This is a genomic window from Bradyrhizobium sp. LCT2 (assembly GCF_009931255.1).
Lineage (GTDB): Bacteria > Pseudomonadota > Alphaproteobacteria > Rhizobiales > Xanthobacteraceae > Bradyrhizobium > Bradyrhizobium diazoefficiens.
The window spans coordinates 6,016,862-6,033,489 of record NZ_CP034432.1; the positions used below are offsets into that span (position 1 = coordinate 6,016,862).

General features: G+C 63.6%; 19 protein-coding genes. 11 read left to right on the top strand and 8 right to left on the bottom strand.

Annotated elements, in window-relative coordinates; all coding sequences use genetic code 11:
- The first annotated feature begins 22 nt into the window (after positions 1-22).
- From EI171_RS28915 to EI171_RS28925, 3 genes are all read left to right on the top strand, one after another.
- Positions 23-850, top strand: coding sequence for a class II glutamine amidotransferase (locus tag EI171_RS28915; protein WP_028170843.1), 828 nt, complete (start codon positions 23-25; stop codon positions 848-850).
- 20 nt (positions 851-870) lie between these two features.
- A complete protein-coding gene (locus EI171_RS28920) occupies positions 871-2,100 on the top strand; it encodes a carboxylate-amine ligase (RefSeq protein WP_161535351.1) in 1,230 nt (409 codons plus the stop codon).
- A gap of 75 nt (positions 2,101-2,175) precedes the next feature.
- Positions 2,176-2,361, top strand: a complete 186-nt coding sequence (locus EI171_RS28925) for a hypothetical protein (RefSeq protein ID WP_038966239.1) — start codon at positions 2,176-2,178, stop codon at positions 2,359-2,361.
- Here the strand turns inward: EI171_RS28925 and EI171_RS28930 are convergent.
- On the bottom strand, positions 2,346-2,549 hold the full coding sequence (locus tag EI171_RS28930) for a hypothetical protein (protein WP_038966238.1): 204 nt from the start codon (positions 2,547-2,549) through the stop codon (positions 2,346-2,348). The genes EI171_RS28925 and EI171_RS28930 overlap by 16 nt on opposite strands.
- Positions 2,550-2,951: 402 nt before the next feature.
- Here EI171_RS28930 and EI171_RS28935 point away from each other — a divergent pair, with 402 nt between their 5' ends.
- Positions 2,952-4,091, top strand: coding sequence for a glucuronate isomerase (locus tag EI171_RS28935; RefSeq protein WP_161535352.1), 1,140 nt, complete (start codon positions 2,952-2,954; stop codon positions 4,089-4,091).
- 43 nt (positions 4,092-4,134) lie between these two features.
- Here the strand turns inward: EI171_RS28935 and EI171_RS28940 are convergent, their stop codons facing one another.
- The 4 genes from EI171_RS28940 to EI171_RS45005 form a co-directional block, all read right to left on the bottom strand.
- Complete coding sequence (locus EI171_RS28940; RefSeq protein ID WP_161535353.1) at positions 4,135-4,755, bottom strand: general stress protein; 621 nt, start codon at positions 4,753-4,755, stop codon at positions 4,135-4,137.
- Positions 4,756-4,775: 20 nt separating this feature from the next.
- Entirely contained in the window at positions 4,776-5,111 is a 336-nt protein-coding gene (locus EI171_RS28945) for a hypothetical protein (RefSeq protein WP_011086542.1), read from the bottom strand.
- A gap of 87 nt (positions 5,112-5,198) precedes the next feature.
- Entirely contained in the window at positions 5,199-5,351 is a 153-nt protein-coding gene (locus EI171_RS45000; protein WP_053815111.1) for a hypothetical protein, read from the bottom strand.
- Positions 5,352-5,510: 159 nt separating this feature from the next.
- Positions 5,511-5,960: a hypothetical protein gene (locus EI171_RS45005; RefSeq protein ID WP_049832367.1), complete on the bottom strand. Its 450-nt coding sequence runs from the start codon at positions 5,958-5,960 to the stop codon at positions 5,511-5,513.
- Between the two features lie 402 nt (positions 5,961-6,362).
- Here EI171_RS45005 and EI171_RS28955 point away from each other — a divergent pair, with 402 nt between their 5' ends.
- Both EI171_RS28955 and EI171_RS28960 read left to right on the top strand, forming a co-directional pair.
- Positions 6,363-7,370, top strand: a complete 1,008-nt coding sequence (locus tag EI171_RS28955; RefSeq protein WP_011086540.1) for an alpha/beta fold hydrolase — start codon at positions 6,363-6,365, stop codon at positions 7,368-7,370.
- A 109-nt stretch (positions 7,371-7,479) separates the two neighbouring features.
- Positions 7,480-8,775, top strand: a complete 1,296-nt coding sequence (locus EI171_RS28960; protein ID WP_011086539.1) for a DUF892 family protein — start codon at positions 7,480-7,482, stop codon at positions 8,773-8,775.
- 59 nt (positions 8,776-8,834) lie between these two features.
- Here EI171_RS28960 and gor read toward each other — a convergent pair whose 3' ends face one another.
- From gor to rpiA, 3 genes are read right to left on the bottom strand one after another with little or no spacing between them, the layout of a single operon-like run.
- Complete coding sequence (gene gor, locus EI171_RS28965; RefSeq protein ID WP_161535354.1) at positions 8,835-10,223, bottom strand: glutathione-disulfide reductase; 1,389 nt, start codon at positions 10,221-10,223, stop codon at positions 8,835-8,837.
- Positions 10,224-10,269: 46 nt separating this feature from the next.
- Positions 10,270-10,821: a DUF2059 domain-containing protein gene (locus EI171_RS28970; protein WP_011086537.1), complete on the bottom strand. Its 552-nt coding sequence runs from the start codon at positions 10,819-10,821 to the stop codon at positions 10,270-10,272.
- Positions 10,822-10,823: 2 nt separating this feature from the next.
- The gene (gene rpiA / locus EI171_RS28975; protein WP_011086536.1) at positions 10,824-11,549 is read right to left on the bottom strand and encodes a ribose-5-phosphate isomerase RpiA; all 726 of its coding nucleotides are present in this window, start codon (positions 11,547-11,549) and stop codon (positions 10,824-10,826) included.
- Between the two features lie 150 nt (positions 11,550-11,699).
- On the opposite strand from rpiA, the gene EI171_RS28980 reads away from it, so the two are divergent.
- The 5 genes from EI171_RS28980 to EI171_RS29000 all read left to right on the top strand — a co-directional run bounded on the left by EI171_RS28980 (position 11,700) and on the right by EI171_RS29000 (position 16,601).
- Positions 11,700-12,392: an HAD family hydrolase gene (locus EI171_RS28980; protein WP_011086535.1), complete on the top strand. Its 693-nt coding sequence runs from the start codon at positions 11,700-11,702 to the stop codon at positions 12,390-12,392.
- A 137-nt stretch (positions 12,393-12,529) separates the two neighbouring features.
- Entirely contained in the window at positions 12,530-13,015 is a 486-nt protein-coding gene (locus EI171_RS28985; RefSeq protein WP_028170836.1) for a hypothetical protein, read from the top strand.
- Positions 13,016-13,135: 120 nt separating this feature from the next.
- On the top strand, positions 13,136-14,170 hold the full coding sequence (moaA, locus tag EI171_RS28990; protein ID WP_028170835.1) for a GTP 3',8-cyclase MoaA: 1,035 nt from the start codon (positions 13,136-13,138) through the stop codon (positions 14,168-14,170).
- A gap of 293 nt (positions 14,171-14,463) precedes the next feature.
- On the top strand, positions 14,464-15,003 hold the full coding sequence (locus EI171_RS28995; protein ID WP_161535355.1) for a TRAP transporter small permease subunit: 540 nt from the start codon (positions 14,464-14,466) through the stop codon (positions 15,001-15,003).
- Positions 15,000-16,601 carry a TRAP transporter large permease subunit gene (locus tag EI171_RS29000; protein ID WP_161535356.1) on the top strand — a complete coding sequence of 534 codons (1,602 nt, stop codon included), beginning with the start codon at positions 15,000-15,002 and terminating at the stop codon, positions 16,599-16,601. The genes EI171_RS28995 and EI171_RS29000 overlap by 4 nt, the downstream gene beginning before the upstream one ends.
- Positions 16,602-16,628: the final 27 nt, after the last annotated feature.

A 16,628-nucleotide genomic window follows, 5' to 3' on the forward strand; every position in this document is an offset into this window, starting at 1 on the left:
TAACCCCTCGACTGGAACCTGCATGTGCCGCTGGATCGCATACCGGGGCGAGACCACCTCGTTCGAACCTTACGTCACCGAGCCCGAGCATTCGCTGATCGCGCAGAGCATCCGCTCGCTCCAGTCCACCGCGGGTTCGAATGGCGACGGCTTCGGGCTCGGCTGGTACGGCGAGCATCCGGAGCCCGGCCTCTACCGTGAGACGCGCCCGGCCTGGTCGGATGAAAACCTGCGCTATCTCTGCCGCCATCTGCGCTCGCATCTCTTCTTCGCTCATGTCCGCGCCGCCACCGGCACGGCGGTGACGCGGCAGAATTGCCATCCCTTCGCCTGCGGCCAATGGATGTTCATGCACAACGGATTCGTCGGCAGCTGGAACCGGCTGCGGCGCAAGGTCGAGGCGCTGATCCCGGATGCGTATTATCCGTCGCGATTGGGGACGACCGACTCCGAAGCCGTTTTCCTCGCCATCATGGGCGCCGGCCTCGACAACGATCCGCTTCGAGCAACGCAGGCCGTGTTGCAATCGCTCGTCGGTCTCGTCAACGAAGGCCAGCTTCGCGAGCGGCTGCGCTTCACCAGCGCGATCGCCAACGGGAGGGATCTCTATGCGTTTCGCGTCGCGGTCAACGATGCCGCCAACACGCTCTATTTCCGCGAGGCCGGCGGCCAGGTCGTCGTCGTGTCCGAGCCGTTCGACAAGGAATCGGACTGGACGGAAGTGCCGCCGAATCACGCCCTGATCGCGCGCGCGTCCGAAAGCGCGAAAATTGTTCCGTTCGACCTTGCAATTTCCAGTGGGGCTGACGCGGAACCCGCCCCCGTCAGGAGGATTATTTCCCGCAGGTAATGCCTTCGCCGGGTGGCACGATGACATTTGCTTCGGACGTCTTGAAATTGCTGCGTCTCGATTCCTCCGACGACAAGCAGCACCTCGTCATTCGCTCGGCCGGCGGCCGTGGCAAGGCGGCTGAATATTCATTCGGCATCGAGGAGGAATACTTCCTCGCCGATCGGCGCAGCCTGGACGTCGCGATCCAGACGCCCAACGAGCTGTTCGAGTCGGCGAACTGGTCGACCGGCGGCCAGGCCATGCGAGAGATGCTGCAATCCCAGCTCGAGGTCGCCACCAACGTTCACGTCGACGTCAACGACGCGCGTGAAGAGCTGCGCTTTCTCCGCCGCGAAGTCGCGAACGTTGCCGCCCAGTACGGCTTCGTGATCATGGCCTGCGGCACCCATCCGACCGCCGTCTGGCGCATGTCGCAACCGAGCCCGAAGCCGCGCTACGAGGAGATGATCGAGGATCTGCGCAGCATCGGCCACCGCAACATGATGTGCGGCATGCATGTGCACGTCCAGCTGCCCGATCCCGAGAAGCGCATGGCGGTGATGCGGGCGATGCTGCCGCATCTGCCGCTGTTCATCGCGCTGTCGGCGTCCTCCCCGTTCTGGAACTCGCACAAGACGGGCCTGAAGGGCTACCGCCTGGCGGCCTATTCCGAGCTGCCGCGCACCGGCCTGCCCGAACTGTTCGAGAGCAGGCATGATTACGACGAGTATGTCGGCGCATTGCAGCGCTCCGGCGTGATCCCTGACGAGAGTCACATCTGGTGGGCGATGCGCCCTTCCATGAAGCATCCGACCCTCGAGCTTCGCGCGCCCGACACCTGCACCTTCGTCGACGACGCCGTTGCCATCGCCTCGCTCTATCGCTGCCTGACGCGACATCTGTATCGGCGGCCTCATCTGTCGAAAACCGTCACGGTCGTCGAGCGCGCGATCGCCGTCGAGAACAAATGGCGCGCCCAGCGCTACGGCACCGATTGCATCTTTGCCTCGAAGGACGGGCCAGTCACCATCTCGGAGCTGCTCTCCCGCCTGATCGACGACATCGTCGAGGACGCGGATGCGCTGAATTGCGCGGCCGAGGTCGAGCATTGCCGTACCATCGTGGAACGTGGCAGCTCGGCGGAATTCCAGCTTCGCGCCTACCGTGAAAACGGCAACGACATCGCAGCCGTGTCACGCTGGATCGCTGCATCGACGATATCAGGGACGAGCGCTCCGGTCGGACGCACCGCGTCTGCGCCGACATAGCGCCCGCGCAAGCTTTGGGAACGATAACGGCATTCCGGAATTTGCCGTGTCTCGTGCAGTGTCTTGGAGAAAAGCATGACCGACATCACCTGTTGCGCCGGCTGCGGCCACGGCCTGGTGCCCATCCTGTCCGAGAAGGGCGCGACGGAATCGAGCTGCTTCTGGTGCGAAGGTGTCGATGCCCGAACGATGGACATGGCGAAGTGGGCGGACAGCCCCTCCGGCAAGCCCGAGCGCGCCGCGCTTCAGTCGTTCGAATGAGCGGCTTCGGACGTCTTACGGAATTCCTGTCCCTCGGTGCTGCAATGCCTTCCGGCTTGCAGGATCACCATGCTGAGCAGGTGAGCCAGGAATGAAAGTCCGGCCGTGTGCGCGATCTCGCGCAGCTCGGTGCAGATCTCCGCAATGTAGCGGGCGGCCTCCTGCGGCCTTGCGTAGCCGTCTTGCATGGAAACTCCCGGGTTAGAGCCGGACGAGAGCTGCTGCCTCGGTCGAAAGGCAACCTAGGACGCCTAATCCCGCCGAGCCGAATGCGTTCCGCGGTTGCGCCCGGGAGCAGCCATGCCCTGCACGCTGCCCGTCAGGGCTTGCCGACAAATTAGACAGTTTGCGCCACGTTCGCGAGATCGCGAGGTTCGGCAGGACGGTCGGGCAATCCCGCTCAACGCGCGGTCTAACCTTCGGCGGAACCACTGGATTTTCTGCCGTCCGGTCTCGCCATCCCGCCCCGCGGAGGCCCTCTGCTGCCCTGCAACCGAACTGGCCCAAGATTCGCAGAGCATTATCAGGCTCCAAGTCCCCGCCCTCGCCATCAGGGCAGCCGGGACGAGCGGATCAGATCGGAGAATGCCATGAACGTGCATGCTGCGGGCGATCTCAAATTCACCGGCCTCACCCGTCCGAATGGCACGCCCCTTCGTCTGAACGATCAGGACTTCGTCGCGATCGACCGCGACAAGAATGCGAAGTTTGAGGCGACCTACCGGCCGCAAGCCCTCTACAATCGCGCCAACGAGGGCTTTCACGCCAACAACGAAACCTTCCTCCTGCACGAAGTCGCGACCAATCTGCCGATCTACCGCCCCGACACCGGCCCCACCGATTTCCATCTTCATCTTCCGCCCGGCGGCTTTCAGCTCGTGCTGGTCACCTCGGGCGCATTCACCTTCGACTACGACGGACGCTTCTACAGTGTCGGCCCGGGCGCTGTGATGCTGCAAAGCGCGATCGTGCATCGCCAGCTCTTCTACACCTGGTCGGGCCTGTCGACCGAAGAGAACTTGAAGACGCCGCAGACGGTGGTGCCCGATCCGATCTCGATGGGCTATTCGGGCAAATTCCTCGAAGCCTTCATCACCGATCCCACCACCTTTCCGAACCCGACCATCGTCGGTCCGAGCCATATCAACGAGGCCGAGACGCCGCGTGTGGCCTGGAGCCATCCTCTGCATGATCGTCCCGCCGATGCAGGCTTCTGGCTTCAGGACCCGTTGGCGCTGGATGCGCTGTTCAAGCCGCTCACCGATGGCTCGGTCAAATCGGCCATGCCGGTCCATGTGCGCGATATCGGCATCGAGGTGCCGAGCGGGCATCTCGTCACCGGCCACATCATCGCAACCGACCCGCCCGGTCAGTCGCTGCTGCCGAAGAGCACGTCGGCAACAGCGGACGGCACCTCGTTTGCCAAAGGCGAGGTCGTGATCTATCGCGTCATCCGCGGCACGGCCGAATTCAAGAACAGGTCAGGCGAGACCTTCGAACTCTCTGCCGGCGACGTGGTGACGGCCGGCAAGAGCTCGATCAACCTCATTGGCGTCGGTGAGAACACCCAGGTCCTCCGGCTCGGCCTGCTCAAGGGCATGAACGACCTTCGCAGCTGGACGGCGACGCAGCGCGACGAGATCGACGGTCTGGCCGGTCAGATCATCACGCACAAGGACATCCGTCCCCTGCGCACCGAAGGCAAGCCGGTCGGGTATCTGTACGCGTAGTGCCAAAAAAACGGCCCGCCGGAGCGGGCCGTCGAGATCTCATTTAGCGCAATGATCCCCCGTAGAGCTTTCGCTCCTTGCGAACCTCTTCGGCGCCGTAAGGCTTGCTGGCAGGATCGAACGATTTCCATCCGGCCTTTTGCCAGCTGGCACTGCGGTCACGTAAATTGACGGAAGACTCGTTCAGGATTGAGTCAAAGCGGGACCGATCCGCGTCCGCCACCCGCGCCGACACGAGCGTGCCTCCGCGACGGACGCCCTCGGCGTAGGTGTCCGCATCCTCACGCGAAATGCCGGCCTCCGTGAGCGCCCCGACGATCCCGCCGGTAGCTGCTCCGGCGGCGGCAGCAACCGCGGTCGCGGCCAGCCAGCCAGCTGCGACCACAGGTCCGAGGCCGGGAATTGCCAGCAAGCCAAGGCCGGCAAGAAGGCCAGCGGTACCACCGACGCCCGCACCGATGCCAGCACCCGTACCGGCTCCCTCGGCACGATCATCGACACCATCCCGGTCGCGATCTACCTTCTTGTCGGTGTTAAACCAGCTGTCCGAATTGTTGGCGACGATGCTGATGTCCGAGTGCGGCACGCCGGCAGCTTCGAGACGCTGAACCGCCTGCTGCGCGGTGTTATAGTTGTCGTAAAGACGAGAAATTGTAACGGTCATCTTGAGTCCTTCTTGCTTGCTTACTTGGCCGAATTGACGTTACCTTGAAAATCGACGCTGACCGCGGTGGCTGATCCACCCTTGCTGGCCTGTCCGCGCCACACGCCCTTGTCGTCCTTCTTCAATTCGGTGACGTTGGCATAGCCGGCATCCTCGATCTTCGATTTGGCCTGTCCTTCGGTGAAGCTGTTGCGCCCCGCGACAGGAGCGTCGGAGTTGTTTTGGCCGGCAGTGTTGACCGCGCCGTTGTTAGGTCCGGACTGCGCCGGCGGAGTCTGCGCCGAAGCCGACGTCGCCGCCAATGCCGCGGCCGCTGTGAATAAAGAAATGCAAATGTAGAGTGATGGGCGTCTCATGATTGTCTCCAGTGTCTAAGGAGTGAGCCAAACCCCCATGGGTGCTTTGGTTCCTAAGCTCTTCGCCCGGGGACGTCGGCTTCGAGATCAAGCGCTGAAGAACATCATCCCCGTGACCGCCATGATGAGAATGGCAAGTCCCATACTCACGCCCAGCAGCATCAGCACGCTCGGACCGAGCTCGCCCTGGCGCGCTTCGAGCGCAGTCTCGACGATGCGTCCGCTCTTGTCCTTGTCCATGTCATTTGGTCCTGCATTTGAAGGGATCGGCTTGACCGTTTGCTGCGCTGGCATGACGCGCTTTGCCTTTGCCGAAATCCCGCGTCACCGGATTCAAGCGGCGCGGTCGCGCTTCTCAGTCATGAAAGTCGTTGCCGTGCGTCGGGAGAGTGGACGAGATCAGGCCTGCGCGCTTTGCGGCGGAGGTCGCGAGACCGGTGGCGTCTCGCCGTCGAGCCAATCCGGCGTGTCCGCGAGAGCGAGCCAGGCATCGCCCATGCGCCTGAACTGATTGCGCGCCATGTCGTCGGGAGCGGTGCCTTCCAGGGCCAGGCAGTGTCCGGCGTTCTCCCGAAGATGCTCGGACCGGTTCGATTGGAGATCCGTGCTGCTCGCGGGATCCGCAGAGGTCTGCCAGGCGTTCCGGCACACCGGGCACCGCCACTGATTGACGAGCTTCCCGGTGGGCAAATAGGTCGAGTGCACGGGAGTCACCACGAGCCGCCCGCAAGCGGTACAGCCGTTCGTCCCTTGCGACGGCGGCAATTGGCCGCTGTCCTGAATCACCTTCGTGCTCCAGCGACGTTCGAGCTTACGGCAAAGATGCAGAGGATAAAGCAAGACGTTCATCGCGCGCCTCCGGTTTGTGGCGGGAGCGCGGCAGCGTCTCTCGGTCACTGGCGCCTGTCGTGTCTGTGCCAGCGATATGCTGGATATGGTGTCTCACACGACATTCACCAGAGCGCGATCCTGAGAAACCGCTCTTGGCGGCGGCCTGCTTGCCGCATCGATTGGGGTTAGGAACATATCTCCACGCCTCCTGTTGCATCTCCACGACATGACCCGTGAATGCGCATGCCGCATGGAATCTGGCCATGGTGCCCTCCGTTGGCACGGCATAGGCAACGTCCAGGTCGATACGGTTCCGGATCCCAGGAGCGCATCATCAAGATCGCGATGAGACCAGGACGTTAATCCGGAAGCGTCCCTTCCTATTCTCCAACAGCTGGCCGCGGTCAGCGAAAGTGTCACATGCGCATACTGAAAAAGCGTTCGCCGTCTTTGGCGGCGACGACCCTTCATGCTCTTGCGGAATATCCGTTCGCCTCCGCGCTCATCGCAGCAGCCGGCCTGATGGCGGCCGCCGCGGTCGTCAATCGGCGGCTTGCCGACAAGGCACAACGCGACAACCCGCCACAAGGACGGTTCATCGACATCGACGGCGTTCGCCTGCACTATGTCGAGCGCGGATCCGGACGCCCTTTGGTCCTGCTCCATGGCAACGGCAGCATGATCCAGGATTTCGAGTCGAGCGGCTTGATCGACCTCGCCGCGAAGGACTATCGCGTCATCGTGTTCGACCGTCCCGGCTTCGGCCACAGCCTGCGGCCCCGCAATGTGGTGTGGACGCCTGCGGCGCAAGCCGATCTCTTCAAGGACGCGCTTGCGCATATCGGCGTCGAAAAGGCGATCGTGCTCGGACATTCCTGGGGAGCGTCGGTTGCGATCGCCCTGGCGAGCAGACATCCCTCGACGGTCGAGGCCTTGATACTGGCATCGGGCTATTATTTCCCGACCGCCCGCACCGATGCCATGATGGCGATAGCCGGGCCGGCGATACCGGGATTCGGCGATATCCTCAGTCACACGATTTCGCCAATCCTCAGCCGCCTGATGTGGCCGGCGATGCTGCGACAGCTGTTCGGACCGAAATCCGTCCCGCAAAAATTCGACGGCTTCCCTAAATCACTGGCCGTGCGTCCCTCGCAGCTTCGTGCCGGCGCCGCCGAGGCGGCGCTGATGATCCCTGCGGCAATGCTGTCGGCGAAGACCTACGGCGAACTGGCCATGCCGGTCACCATCCTGGCCGGCGAAGACGATCGCCTCATCGACATCGACGAGCAGTCGGGCCGTCTGCATGACGAGATCAAGCACAGCAAGATGCATCGCGTCCCCGACGCGGGTCACATGATCCAGCAGTCGAACACGGCCGATCTGATGGCCGCGGTCGAGGAAGCCGCGGCCGGAACGTTGCACTGAGCACTCACATCGCATCGAGGGGCTCTGGTCGCGGTACGATTCCGAATTAGGAACGTCCACTGTTGCGCCCGGTTGGCCCCGACTTCTCCTGCGAAGCAAAGGTCTTTCCATGTACCACCACGTCAAGAAGCTCATGTTCACAGTTCGCGTCGACGAGCCCGATTCCCGGTTCGGCAACATGCTGCTGGAACAGTTCGGCGGCGCTAACGGCGAGCTCGCCGCCGCCATGCAATACTCCATTCAAGGTCTCAATTGCGAAGATCCGGACCGCAAGGATCTCCTGATGGATATCGGAACCGAGGAATTGAGCCACCTCGAAGTCGTCGGATCGCTTGCGCGCCTGCACTTGAAGCCGCTGAAATTCGATCGCGAAGCGGCGGAAGCCGATCCCCTGATCGCGATCGCCGGAGGCGGTGGCGTCGGCCTGTTCAACTCGCAGGGCAACGCCTGGACCGCCGACTACCTCAAAATCACCGGCGAACTCGACGTCGACCTGCGCAGCAACATCGCTGCGGAGGCCCGCGCCAAGATAGTCTACGAACGGCTGATCAATTTCTGCGACGACGCGGGCACCAAGGACGCCTTGCAGTTCCTGATGACGCGGGAGATCACCCACATGAAGGCGTTCTCGCGCGCGCTGGAAAGCATGAACAAGCCCGCGTTCAGCATCGGCCGCATCGCGCCGACGCCCGGCCTCGTGGACCAGTTCTTCAACGATTCGACGGGATCCGGCGACAACGGTGAAATCGACACGCGCGGTCCCTGGAATGAGGGCGAAGACTGGGAGTTCATGGAATCCCCGGCGCTCCAGAGCGGCGAGCCCGGCACGGCGCCTTCGATCATAGCCGAGAGTTCGCCGTCTGAGCCGGTCATCGGTCTTGACGACCTGCTGATCGACCAGCTGCGGGACCTTCTCCATGCTGAGAAGCAACTGACCAAGGCGCTGCCCCAGATGATCGAGGCTGCACGCTACGATCAGCTCGGCGAGCTGTTCACCGTTCATTTGGCCGAAACCGAAGCGCAGATCGAACGTCTCGACGAGTGCTTCGAGCTGCTCGGCAAGAAGCCGCGCGCCAAGGCCTGCAAGGGTATGCAGGGACTTGTCGAGGAAGGCGACGAAGTGATCAAGGAGGGCGCCAGGAAGGACGATGCCGCCGCGGATCTCGCCCTGATCGGCGCCGCACAGCGTGTCGAGCATTACGAAATTGCCGGCTACACGACTGCCCGCAACCTGGCGCAGCAGTTGCGTCACAGCGCCGTCGTCGCGCTTCTATCGAAGAATCTCGCCGAGGAGGAAAACGCGGATCAGTTGCTCAACCAGGTCGCGCGTTCGTTGATGTCGGTTGCGAAAATGCCCGCCGCCATCGAGCAGAGCTTCGCCGACGATGCGAGCACCGCAGGCTAGACCGGCGTCGCAGCATCGACAACGTCAAGGCGGCTCCCGCCCAGGGCCGCCCAACGCCGCTATTCGGCCGCCTGACGCACGTGGCGCGCGGTCGGGGTGCGCATGGTGACGAGCTCTTCGGCCGCGGTCGGATGCAGCGCGATGGTCGCGTCGAAATCGGCCTTGGTCGCCTTCATCTTCACCGCGATCGCGACCGCCTGGGTGATCTCGGCGGCGGCGTCACCGACGATGTGGCAGCCGAGCACGCGGTCGGACGAGCCATCGACGACGAGCTTCATCAGCACGCGGGTATCGCGGCCTGACATCGTCGCCTTGATGGGGCGGAAGGTCGTCTTGTAGATGTCGACGTGACTGAACTGCGCGCGCGCTTCGGTCTCGGTCAGACCGACGGTGCCGACCTCCGGCTGCGAGAACACCGCAGTCGGGATATAGGCGTGATCCACCCTCACCTCGCGCTTGCCGAACACAGTGTCGGCGAACGCATGACCCTCGCGGATCGCGACCGGCGTCAGATTGTGGCGATGGGTGACGTCGCCGATCGCATAGATGTTGTCGACCGAGCTCTTCGAGAAATGGTCGACCGCGATGCCGCCGTTCTTCGGATTGATGGCGACGCCGGCCTTCTCCAGGCCGAGATTGGCGACGGAAGGATGACGGCCGATCGCGAACATCACCTGGTCGGACGCCACGCTCGAGCCGTTCGACAGATGGGTGGTGAATTCCTCGCCATGGCGATCGACCTTCGCCACCGTGCAGCCGGTGAGAATGGTGATGCCCTGCTTCTCCATCTCGCTGCGAACGTGAGTGCGAACGTCTTCGTCAAAGCCGCGCAAAATGTTGTCGCCGCGATAGATCACGGTGACGTCGGAGCCGTAGCCCGCGAAGATGCCGGCGAATTCCAGCGCGATGTAGCCGCCGCCCTGGATCACGATCCGCTTCGGCAGCGTCTTGAGGTGAAACGCCTCGTTGGAGGAGATCACGTGCTCGATGCCGGGGATCGAGGCGCCATGGTTGGGCGCGCCGCCGGTGGCGATCAAAATGTATCTTGCTGTAATCTTCCTGTCGTTCTCGAGCAGGCGGACGGTGTGCTTGTCCTCGATCACCGCACGGCTCTTGACGATCTGCGCGCCCGACTTCTCGACATTCGTCGTGTAGGCCGCCTCCAGCCGCGCGATCTCCTTGTCCTTGTTGGCGATCAGCGTCGCCCAGTCGAAGCTCATGGACGGGATGGTCCAGCCGAATCCGGCGGCGTCCTCGATCTCGTGACGGACATGCGAGCCGATCACGAACAGCTTCTTCGGCACGCAGCCGCGGATCACGCAGGTGCCGCCCATGCGGTACTCTTCCGCGATCATGACGCGGGCGCCGTGGCCAGCCGCGATGCGGGCGGCACGCACGCCGCCCGAACCACCACCGATGACAAAAAGGTCGACGTCGAATTCAGCCATTGTCCACTCCGACCTCTTTCAGGAACTCCCTATGAGATAGGTACTGTCAGATTTCCTTGCCACGCTTGCGCATCTCGGCGCGGAAGGCGCCCATCACGGTCTCGGAGAAGTTCTGGGCCCAGGAGTTCATGAAGGCCATGCTGAGGCCGATGGCGCGCGGCTCGGCGTCGATCAGCTTCTTGCCCAGCGGCGACTTGTAGAAGGTGACGAGGTCCTTCAGCTCCTGCTCGGTGAACTCGCTAGCATAGATCTGCGCCATGCCTTCGCCGATCTCGTTCTGGCGGCCGTTGAGCTGCTGGGCGACGACCCCTGCCACCTCGTTGAGATCCTTCTGATAGTTCAGGTTCTGCTGGATCAGCGCGATCTTGGTCTTCTCGACCAGGCCGGGCACGGCGCCTTGATACATCGCCGTCGCGTTCTTGATTTGCAGAATTTCCTTGGCCGCCGCAACCGCCGCCGGCGAGGCTTTCGGCTGAGCCGGCGCCGCGGCGGCCTTGGGCTGGGCCGGCGCCGGCTGCTGCGCCATGGCCGGGGCAGCCGAGAGGGCCAGTCCCGCAGCGAGGGTCGCGGCCGGCAAGAATTTCAAAACGCTCTTCATTCCTAGTCTCCTTTCGGCTTTCGCCGTTCAATCACGCGAATTCCCTCGCCACCCGCCAGAACAGCCGAGCTGGCCAAGCCGATGAACAACCCATGCTCGACCACGCCGGGGATGGCGCTCAACGCCTTGGCGAGACTGGGCGGATCCACGATCCGTCCGAGCTGGGCATCGAGGATCCAGTGGCCGCCATCGGTGACGAAAACGTGGCCATCCTTGTCCCCACCCTTGGCCTTGCGGACCGCCATTTGCCCGGAAACGCCGCACTGCGCAAATGCCGTCTCGATCGCCCGGCGCGTCGCCCCGAGCCCGAACGGGATGACCTCGATCGGCAGCGGAAAGCGGCCGAGCGTCGGCACCCATTTGGTGTCGTCGGCAATCACGATCATGCGATCCGATGCGGCCGCCACGATCTTCTCGCGCAGCAGCGCGCCGCCACCGCCCTTGATCAGGTTGAGCTCGGGATCGATCTCGTCGGCGCCGTCAACAGTGATGTCGAGATGATCGATCTCGTCGAGCGTGGTCAGCGGCACGCCGCAGCGCGTCGCATCGAGGCGCGTCGCCTCGGAGGTTGGCACACCGATCACCTTGAGTCCGGCCGCGACGCGCTCGCCGAGCAGCTCGACGAAATGCTTGGCGGTCGAGCCGGTGCCGAGCCCGAGTTGCATGCCGTCACGCACCTCCTCGAGGGCGCGCGCCGCAGCCTGCCGCTTCAACTGGTCCATGTTCACGATGCGCCGCCCCTGAATTGAGAGTGTGCCGCCGATAGGTTGCTTGCGGCGGCCTATGTAGCCTCGTTTTCCGCGCGGGAACAGGCCTATAAGCTGATCTTATGGCATCGCCCCTTGCGCCGGCACGGCCGGACCGATAGCGCTTGGACCATGACCTCCCCTCACACCATCGTCTTCGATCTCGACGGCACGCTCGTGGATACGGCGCCCGACCTGATCACCGCGCTGAATTACGTGCTCGACCGCGAAGGCCTGCCGCCCGTGCCGATGCAGTCAGCCCGCAACATGATCGGCGCCGGCGCCCGCAAGCTGATCGAGCGGGGCCTGGAGGCTGAGGGCCGCATCGTCACGCCTTCGGACATGGATCGGATGACGGCGGATTTCATCGCCTATTACGCCGAGCATATCGCGGTCGAATCCCGGCCTTTCGAAGGGCTCGAGACCGCGCTCGACCATTTTGCTGCGCAGGGCCATCGCCTGGCGGTCTGCACCAACAAGCTGGAATGGCTGTCCAAGCGCCTGCTGGACCAGCTCGACCTCAGCCGCCGCTTCGCGGCGATCTGCGGCGCCGACACCTTTGGCGTCCAGAAGCCCGATCCGGCCATTTTCCGGGAAACGGTGGCCCGCGCCGGCGGCGAGGTCAAAGCCAGCATCATGGTCGGCGACGCCGGAACCGATGTCGGGGTAGCCCGGCGCGCCGGGGTGCCCGTGATCGGGGTCAGCTTCGGCTACACGGACGTGCCGATCGCCGAGCTGAAGCCGGACCGGCTGATCCATCACATGCGTGACCTGCCGGCCGCAGCCACCAGCCTGATGACGCCGCTGGGTTCGGCAAGGTCCTGAAATCTCAGCAAAAAGCGAAGATACCCCCGCGTTAACCAACTATTAACTATGCGCGGCGCGCCGGTTGCCTGCCCTCAGCGACGTCCCTAAGGTCCGCCCGGGATGTGGCGGTTCGTCGCAGTAGAAGTGGGTGGTTGATGCGTCGTGTGATCGCGATTGCGCTAGCGGGAGCGAGCCTCCTGGGGGCAACAAGTCTTGGTGGCTGCTCCTCGATGTCCTGGGACATGTTCAAATCGGCGCCCCCGACCGTTCAGGTCCGGCTCGAATCCAATCCCCCGGGGGCTGATGCCTCGACCTCGCTCGGTCCGGGCTGCAAGACCCCCTGCTCGGTCTCGGTTCCCGCCCCGGACGCGCCGTTCACGGTCGCCTTCGCGCTGCCCAAGTACCAGCCGGCGAGCGTCCCGGTGAACATCATCAAGAACCCCGGCGATCTCACCACGCCCGCCTCGGTCACCACCGATCCGAATCCGGTGTTTGCGGAACTCCAGCCGGCGGTGCCGCCCAAGCCGGTGAGGAAAGCGCACCGGCCGAAGAAGCCGAAACCGGTCGCAGCCGCGCCCGCGGCCGCCGAACCAGCCGCCGCCGGCTCGCCGTTCCCCGATCCGAACGCGAGCAAGCGCTGATCCAAGGGCTGAGTTACGTATACCACCCGATTGTCCTAGCCGCGTCCGATGCTTAGATTGCTTTCAGAGCACCGTTGAAGCAAAGGTGCGCCCGTCGCCGTAAGTGACAAGGCATTTGGTATGAACGGATCTTCCGCGAACCCCCGCGCAGCGCTGTCCAGCGCCATGACCGATCCGTTCGGGCGGACCATCAGCTATTTGCGCGTTTCCGTCACGGATCGCTGCGACCTGCGCTGTTTCTACTGCATGTCGGAAGACATGACGTTCCTGCCCAAGGCGGACCTGTTGACGCTGGAGGAGCTCGACCGGCTCTGCTCGGCCTTCATCGCCAAGGGCGTCAAGAAGCTGCGACTCACCGGCGGCGAGCCGCTGGTCCGCCGCAACGTGATGACGCTGGTGCGCTCGCTGTCGCGCCATCTGTCGAGCGGCGCCCTGAGCGAGCTGACGCTGACCACCAACGGCACGCAACTGGCAAAGTATGCCAGGGAGCTCGCCGATTGCGGCGTCCGCCGCATCAACGTCTCGCTCGACACGCTCGATCCCAAGAAGTTTCGCGAGATCACCCGCTGGGGCGAGATCGACAAGGTGCTGGAAGGCATCGAGGCCGCGCGTGCCGCGGGGCTCGCCGTGAAGATCAACGCAGTGGCGCTGAAGAATCTCAACGAGGACGAGCTGCCTTCGCTGATGCGCTGGGCCCACGGCAAGAACATGGGCCTGACGCTGATCGAGGTCATGCCGATGGGCGAGATCGGCGCAGGCCGGATCGACCAGTATCTGCCGTTGTCGCTGGTGCGCGCACGCCTCGCCCAGCAATTCACGCTGACGGACCTGGCCGAGAGCACCGGCGGCCCGGCGCGCTATGTCAGCGTCGCCGAGACCGGCGGCAAGCTCGGCTTCATCACGCCGATGACCCATAATTTCTGCGAATCCTGCAACCGGGTGCGCATCACCTGCACCGGCACGCTGCACACCTGCCTCGGCCACGAGGATGCCTCCGATTTGCGCAAACCTCTGCGTGCATCGGACGACGACATGCTGCTTGCGGATGCGATCGACCGCGCCATCGGGCTGAAGCCCAAGGGCCACGATTTCATCATCGACCGCCGCCACAACCGCCCCAGCGTCTCCAGGCACATGAGCGTCACCGGCGGCTGAGGATCGGCCCCGCTCCGCTAACCTAAGCTTTTGACGGCGCGTCAATTTGTCCATTTTCCAATTGACGGCACGTGACGCCACTGATTTGGTGCGACCGCCTTTGCTTGCCCGGCAACAATAAGCCGGCCCGCCCGTTGGCGGTCGCGGTCAAGACGGCAAGGCACGAGGGGAGGACTGACGCCGCAATCGCTCCGGAATACAATCCGTGCGGTCGTGTGCATCTTGCACGCGAGCCGAGCGATGCGTGCTGAAGCCTTCCGTGAAGTGTAAGGCCGCGACGGAGAGAAAGTAAGATGCGTCCATTGCTGGCGCTGAGCAACGCCATCGACGCCCTCAACGAAAAGATTGGGTACGTCTGTAACCTGCTCGTGCTCCTGGCGTGCCTGGTCAGCGCGGCCAACGCCATGATCCGCTACGCCTTCAACGACTCGTCGAACGGCTGGCTCGAGCTGCAATGGTACATGTTCGCCATCCTCGTGATGTTCGGCTCGGCCTACACCTTCAAGCGCAATGAGCATGTGCGGGTCGAGATCTTCTACCTGACCCTGTCCGAGCGCGGCCAGCTCTGGCTCGACATGATCGGCACGCTGTTCTTCCTGATTCCCTCCTGTCTCCTGCTCGCCTATCTGTCCTGGCCGTTCTTCATGCAGGCCTATAGCGTCGGCGAGACGTCTGCCAATGCCGGCGGCCTGATCCGCTGGCCGATCAAGTTCGTGATCCCCGCCGGCTTCGTGATGCTGGCGCTCCAGGGTGTTTCCGAGGTCATCAAGCGTATCGCGGCTTTCCAGGGCTATGTGACGATCGACGCCAAGTACGAGAGGCCGACCCAATGATTACGCTGGAGATGATGCCGCCGTTGATGTTCGGCGGCCTGGTTCTGGCGATGCTGATCGGCTTCCCCGTTGCCTTCACGCTGGCGGCCGTCGGCCTTTCCTTCGGCTTCCTCGCCATCCATCTCGGCTTCTTCGATCTCAACTTCCTTCAGGCGATTCCCGGCCGCGTGTTCGGCAGCGTGCTCTCCAACGAGCTGCTGCTCGCGATCCCGTTCTTCACCTTCATGGGCGCCATATTGGAGAGATGCGGGCTGGCCGAGGACATGCTGGATTCGATGGGCCAGCTGTTCGGCCCGATCCGCGGCGGTCTCGGCTATTCCGTCATCATCGTCGGCTTCATCCTCGGCGCCATCACCGGCACGGTGGCCGCGCAGGTGATCGCCATGGCGCTGATCTCGATGCCGGTGATGATCCGCTACGGCTACAACATGCGCTACATCACCGGCGTGCTCGCTGCCTCCGGCACGATCACGCAGCTGGTGCCGCCCTCGCTGGTGCTGATCGTGCTCGCCGACCAGCTCGGCAAGTCGGTCGGTGACATGTATCTCGGCGCCTGGGGCCCTTCGGTGTTCCAGATCATGCTGTTCGCCGGCTACACGTTCATCCTCGGCCTGATCAAGCCGGGCCACGTGCCGCCGGTGCCGAAGGACGCGCGCACGTTGACCGGCTGGCCGCTGTGGAAGAAGTGCCTGATGGGCATCATCCCCTCGGCCGTGCTGATCTTCGTCGTGCTCGGCACCATGATGATGGGCCTTGCCACGCCGACCGAAGCCGGCGCGATGGGTGCCGTCGGCGCCATCGTGCTCGCCGCGATCCACCACAAGGACTTCACCTCGACCGACCGCAAGATCCTGATAACAGGCGTGATCGCCGCCGGCGTCGGCACCATCGTCGCGATGATGATGAGCGAGAATTTGATCTTCAAGCTCGCCTTCGCCCTCACCTATCTCGCGGTGGCGTGGATCTGCATCCGGGCCGCGCGCATCCCCGACCTGCGCGACCTGATCACGCAGGGCTACCAGTCCACCATGCGCCTCACCTGCATGGTCACCTTCATCCTGATCGGCTCGACCTGCTTCTCCGTGGTGTTCCTCGGCGTATCCGGCGGCGTCTGGCTCGAGCACCTGCTGACCTCGCTGCCCGGCGGCGTCTGGGGCTTCCTGATCTTCATCAACCTCTTCATCTTCTTCCTGGCCTTCTTCCTCGACTTCTTCGAGATCGCCTTCATCATCCTGCCGATGATCGCGCCGATCGCGCAGAAGATCCTCGCCCCCGTGGTGGGACCGGACGCGGCGCTGATCTGGTTCGGCGTGATGCTCTGCGTGAACATGCAGACCTCGTTCCTGCATCCGCCGTTCGGCTTTGCGCTGTTCTACCTGCGCGGCGTGGCGCCGAAGGAAGTGAAGAGCTCCGACATCTACTGGGGCGCGATGCCCTGGATCGGCCTCCAGCTGATCATGGTGATGCTCGTGATCATCTTTCCGATCACCGTGACGGGCCTGCTCGACAAGCCCCTCAACGTCGATCTCGACAAGGTCAGGATCGAGGTGCCGCAGATCGAGCTGCCGCCGCTGGATCTCGGACCGCCGCAGAAGTAGCGGCCGTGACCATCGCCGTCATGTTCC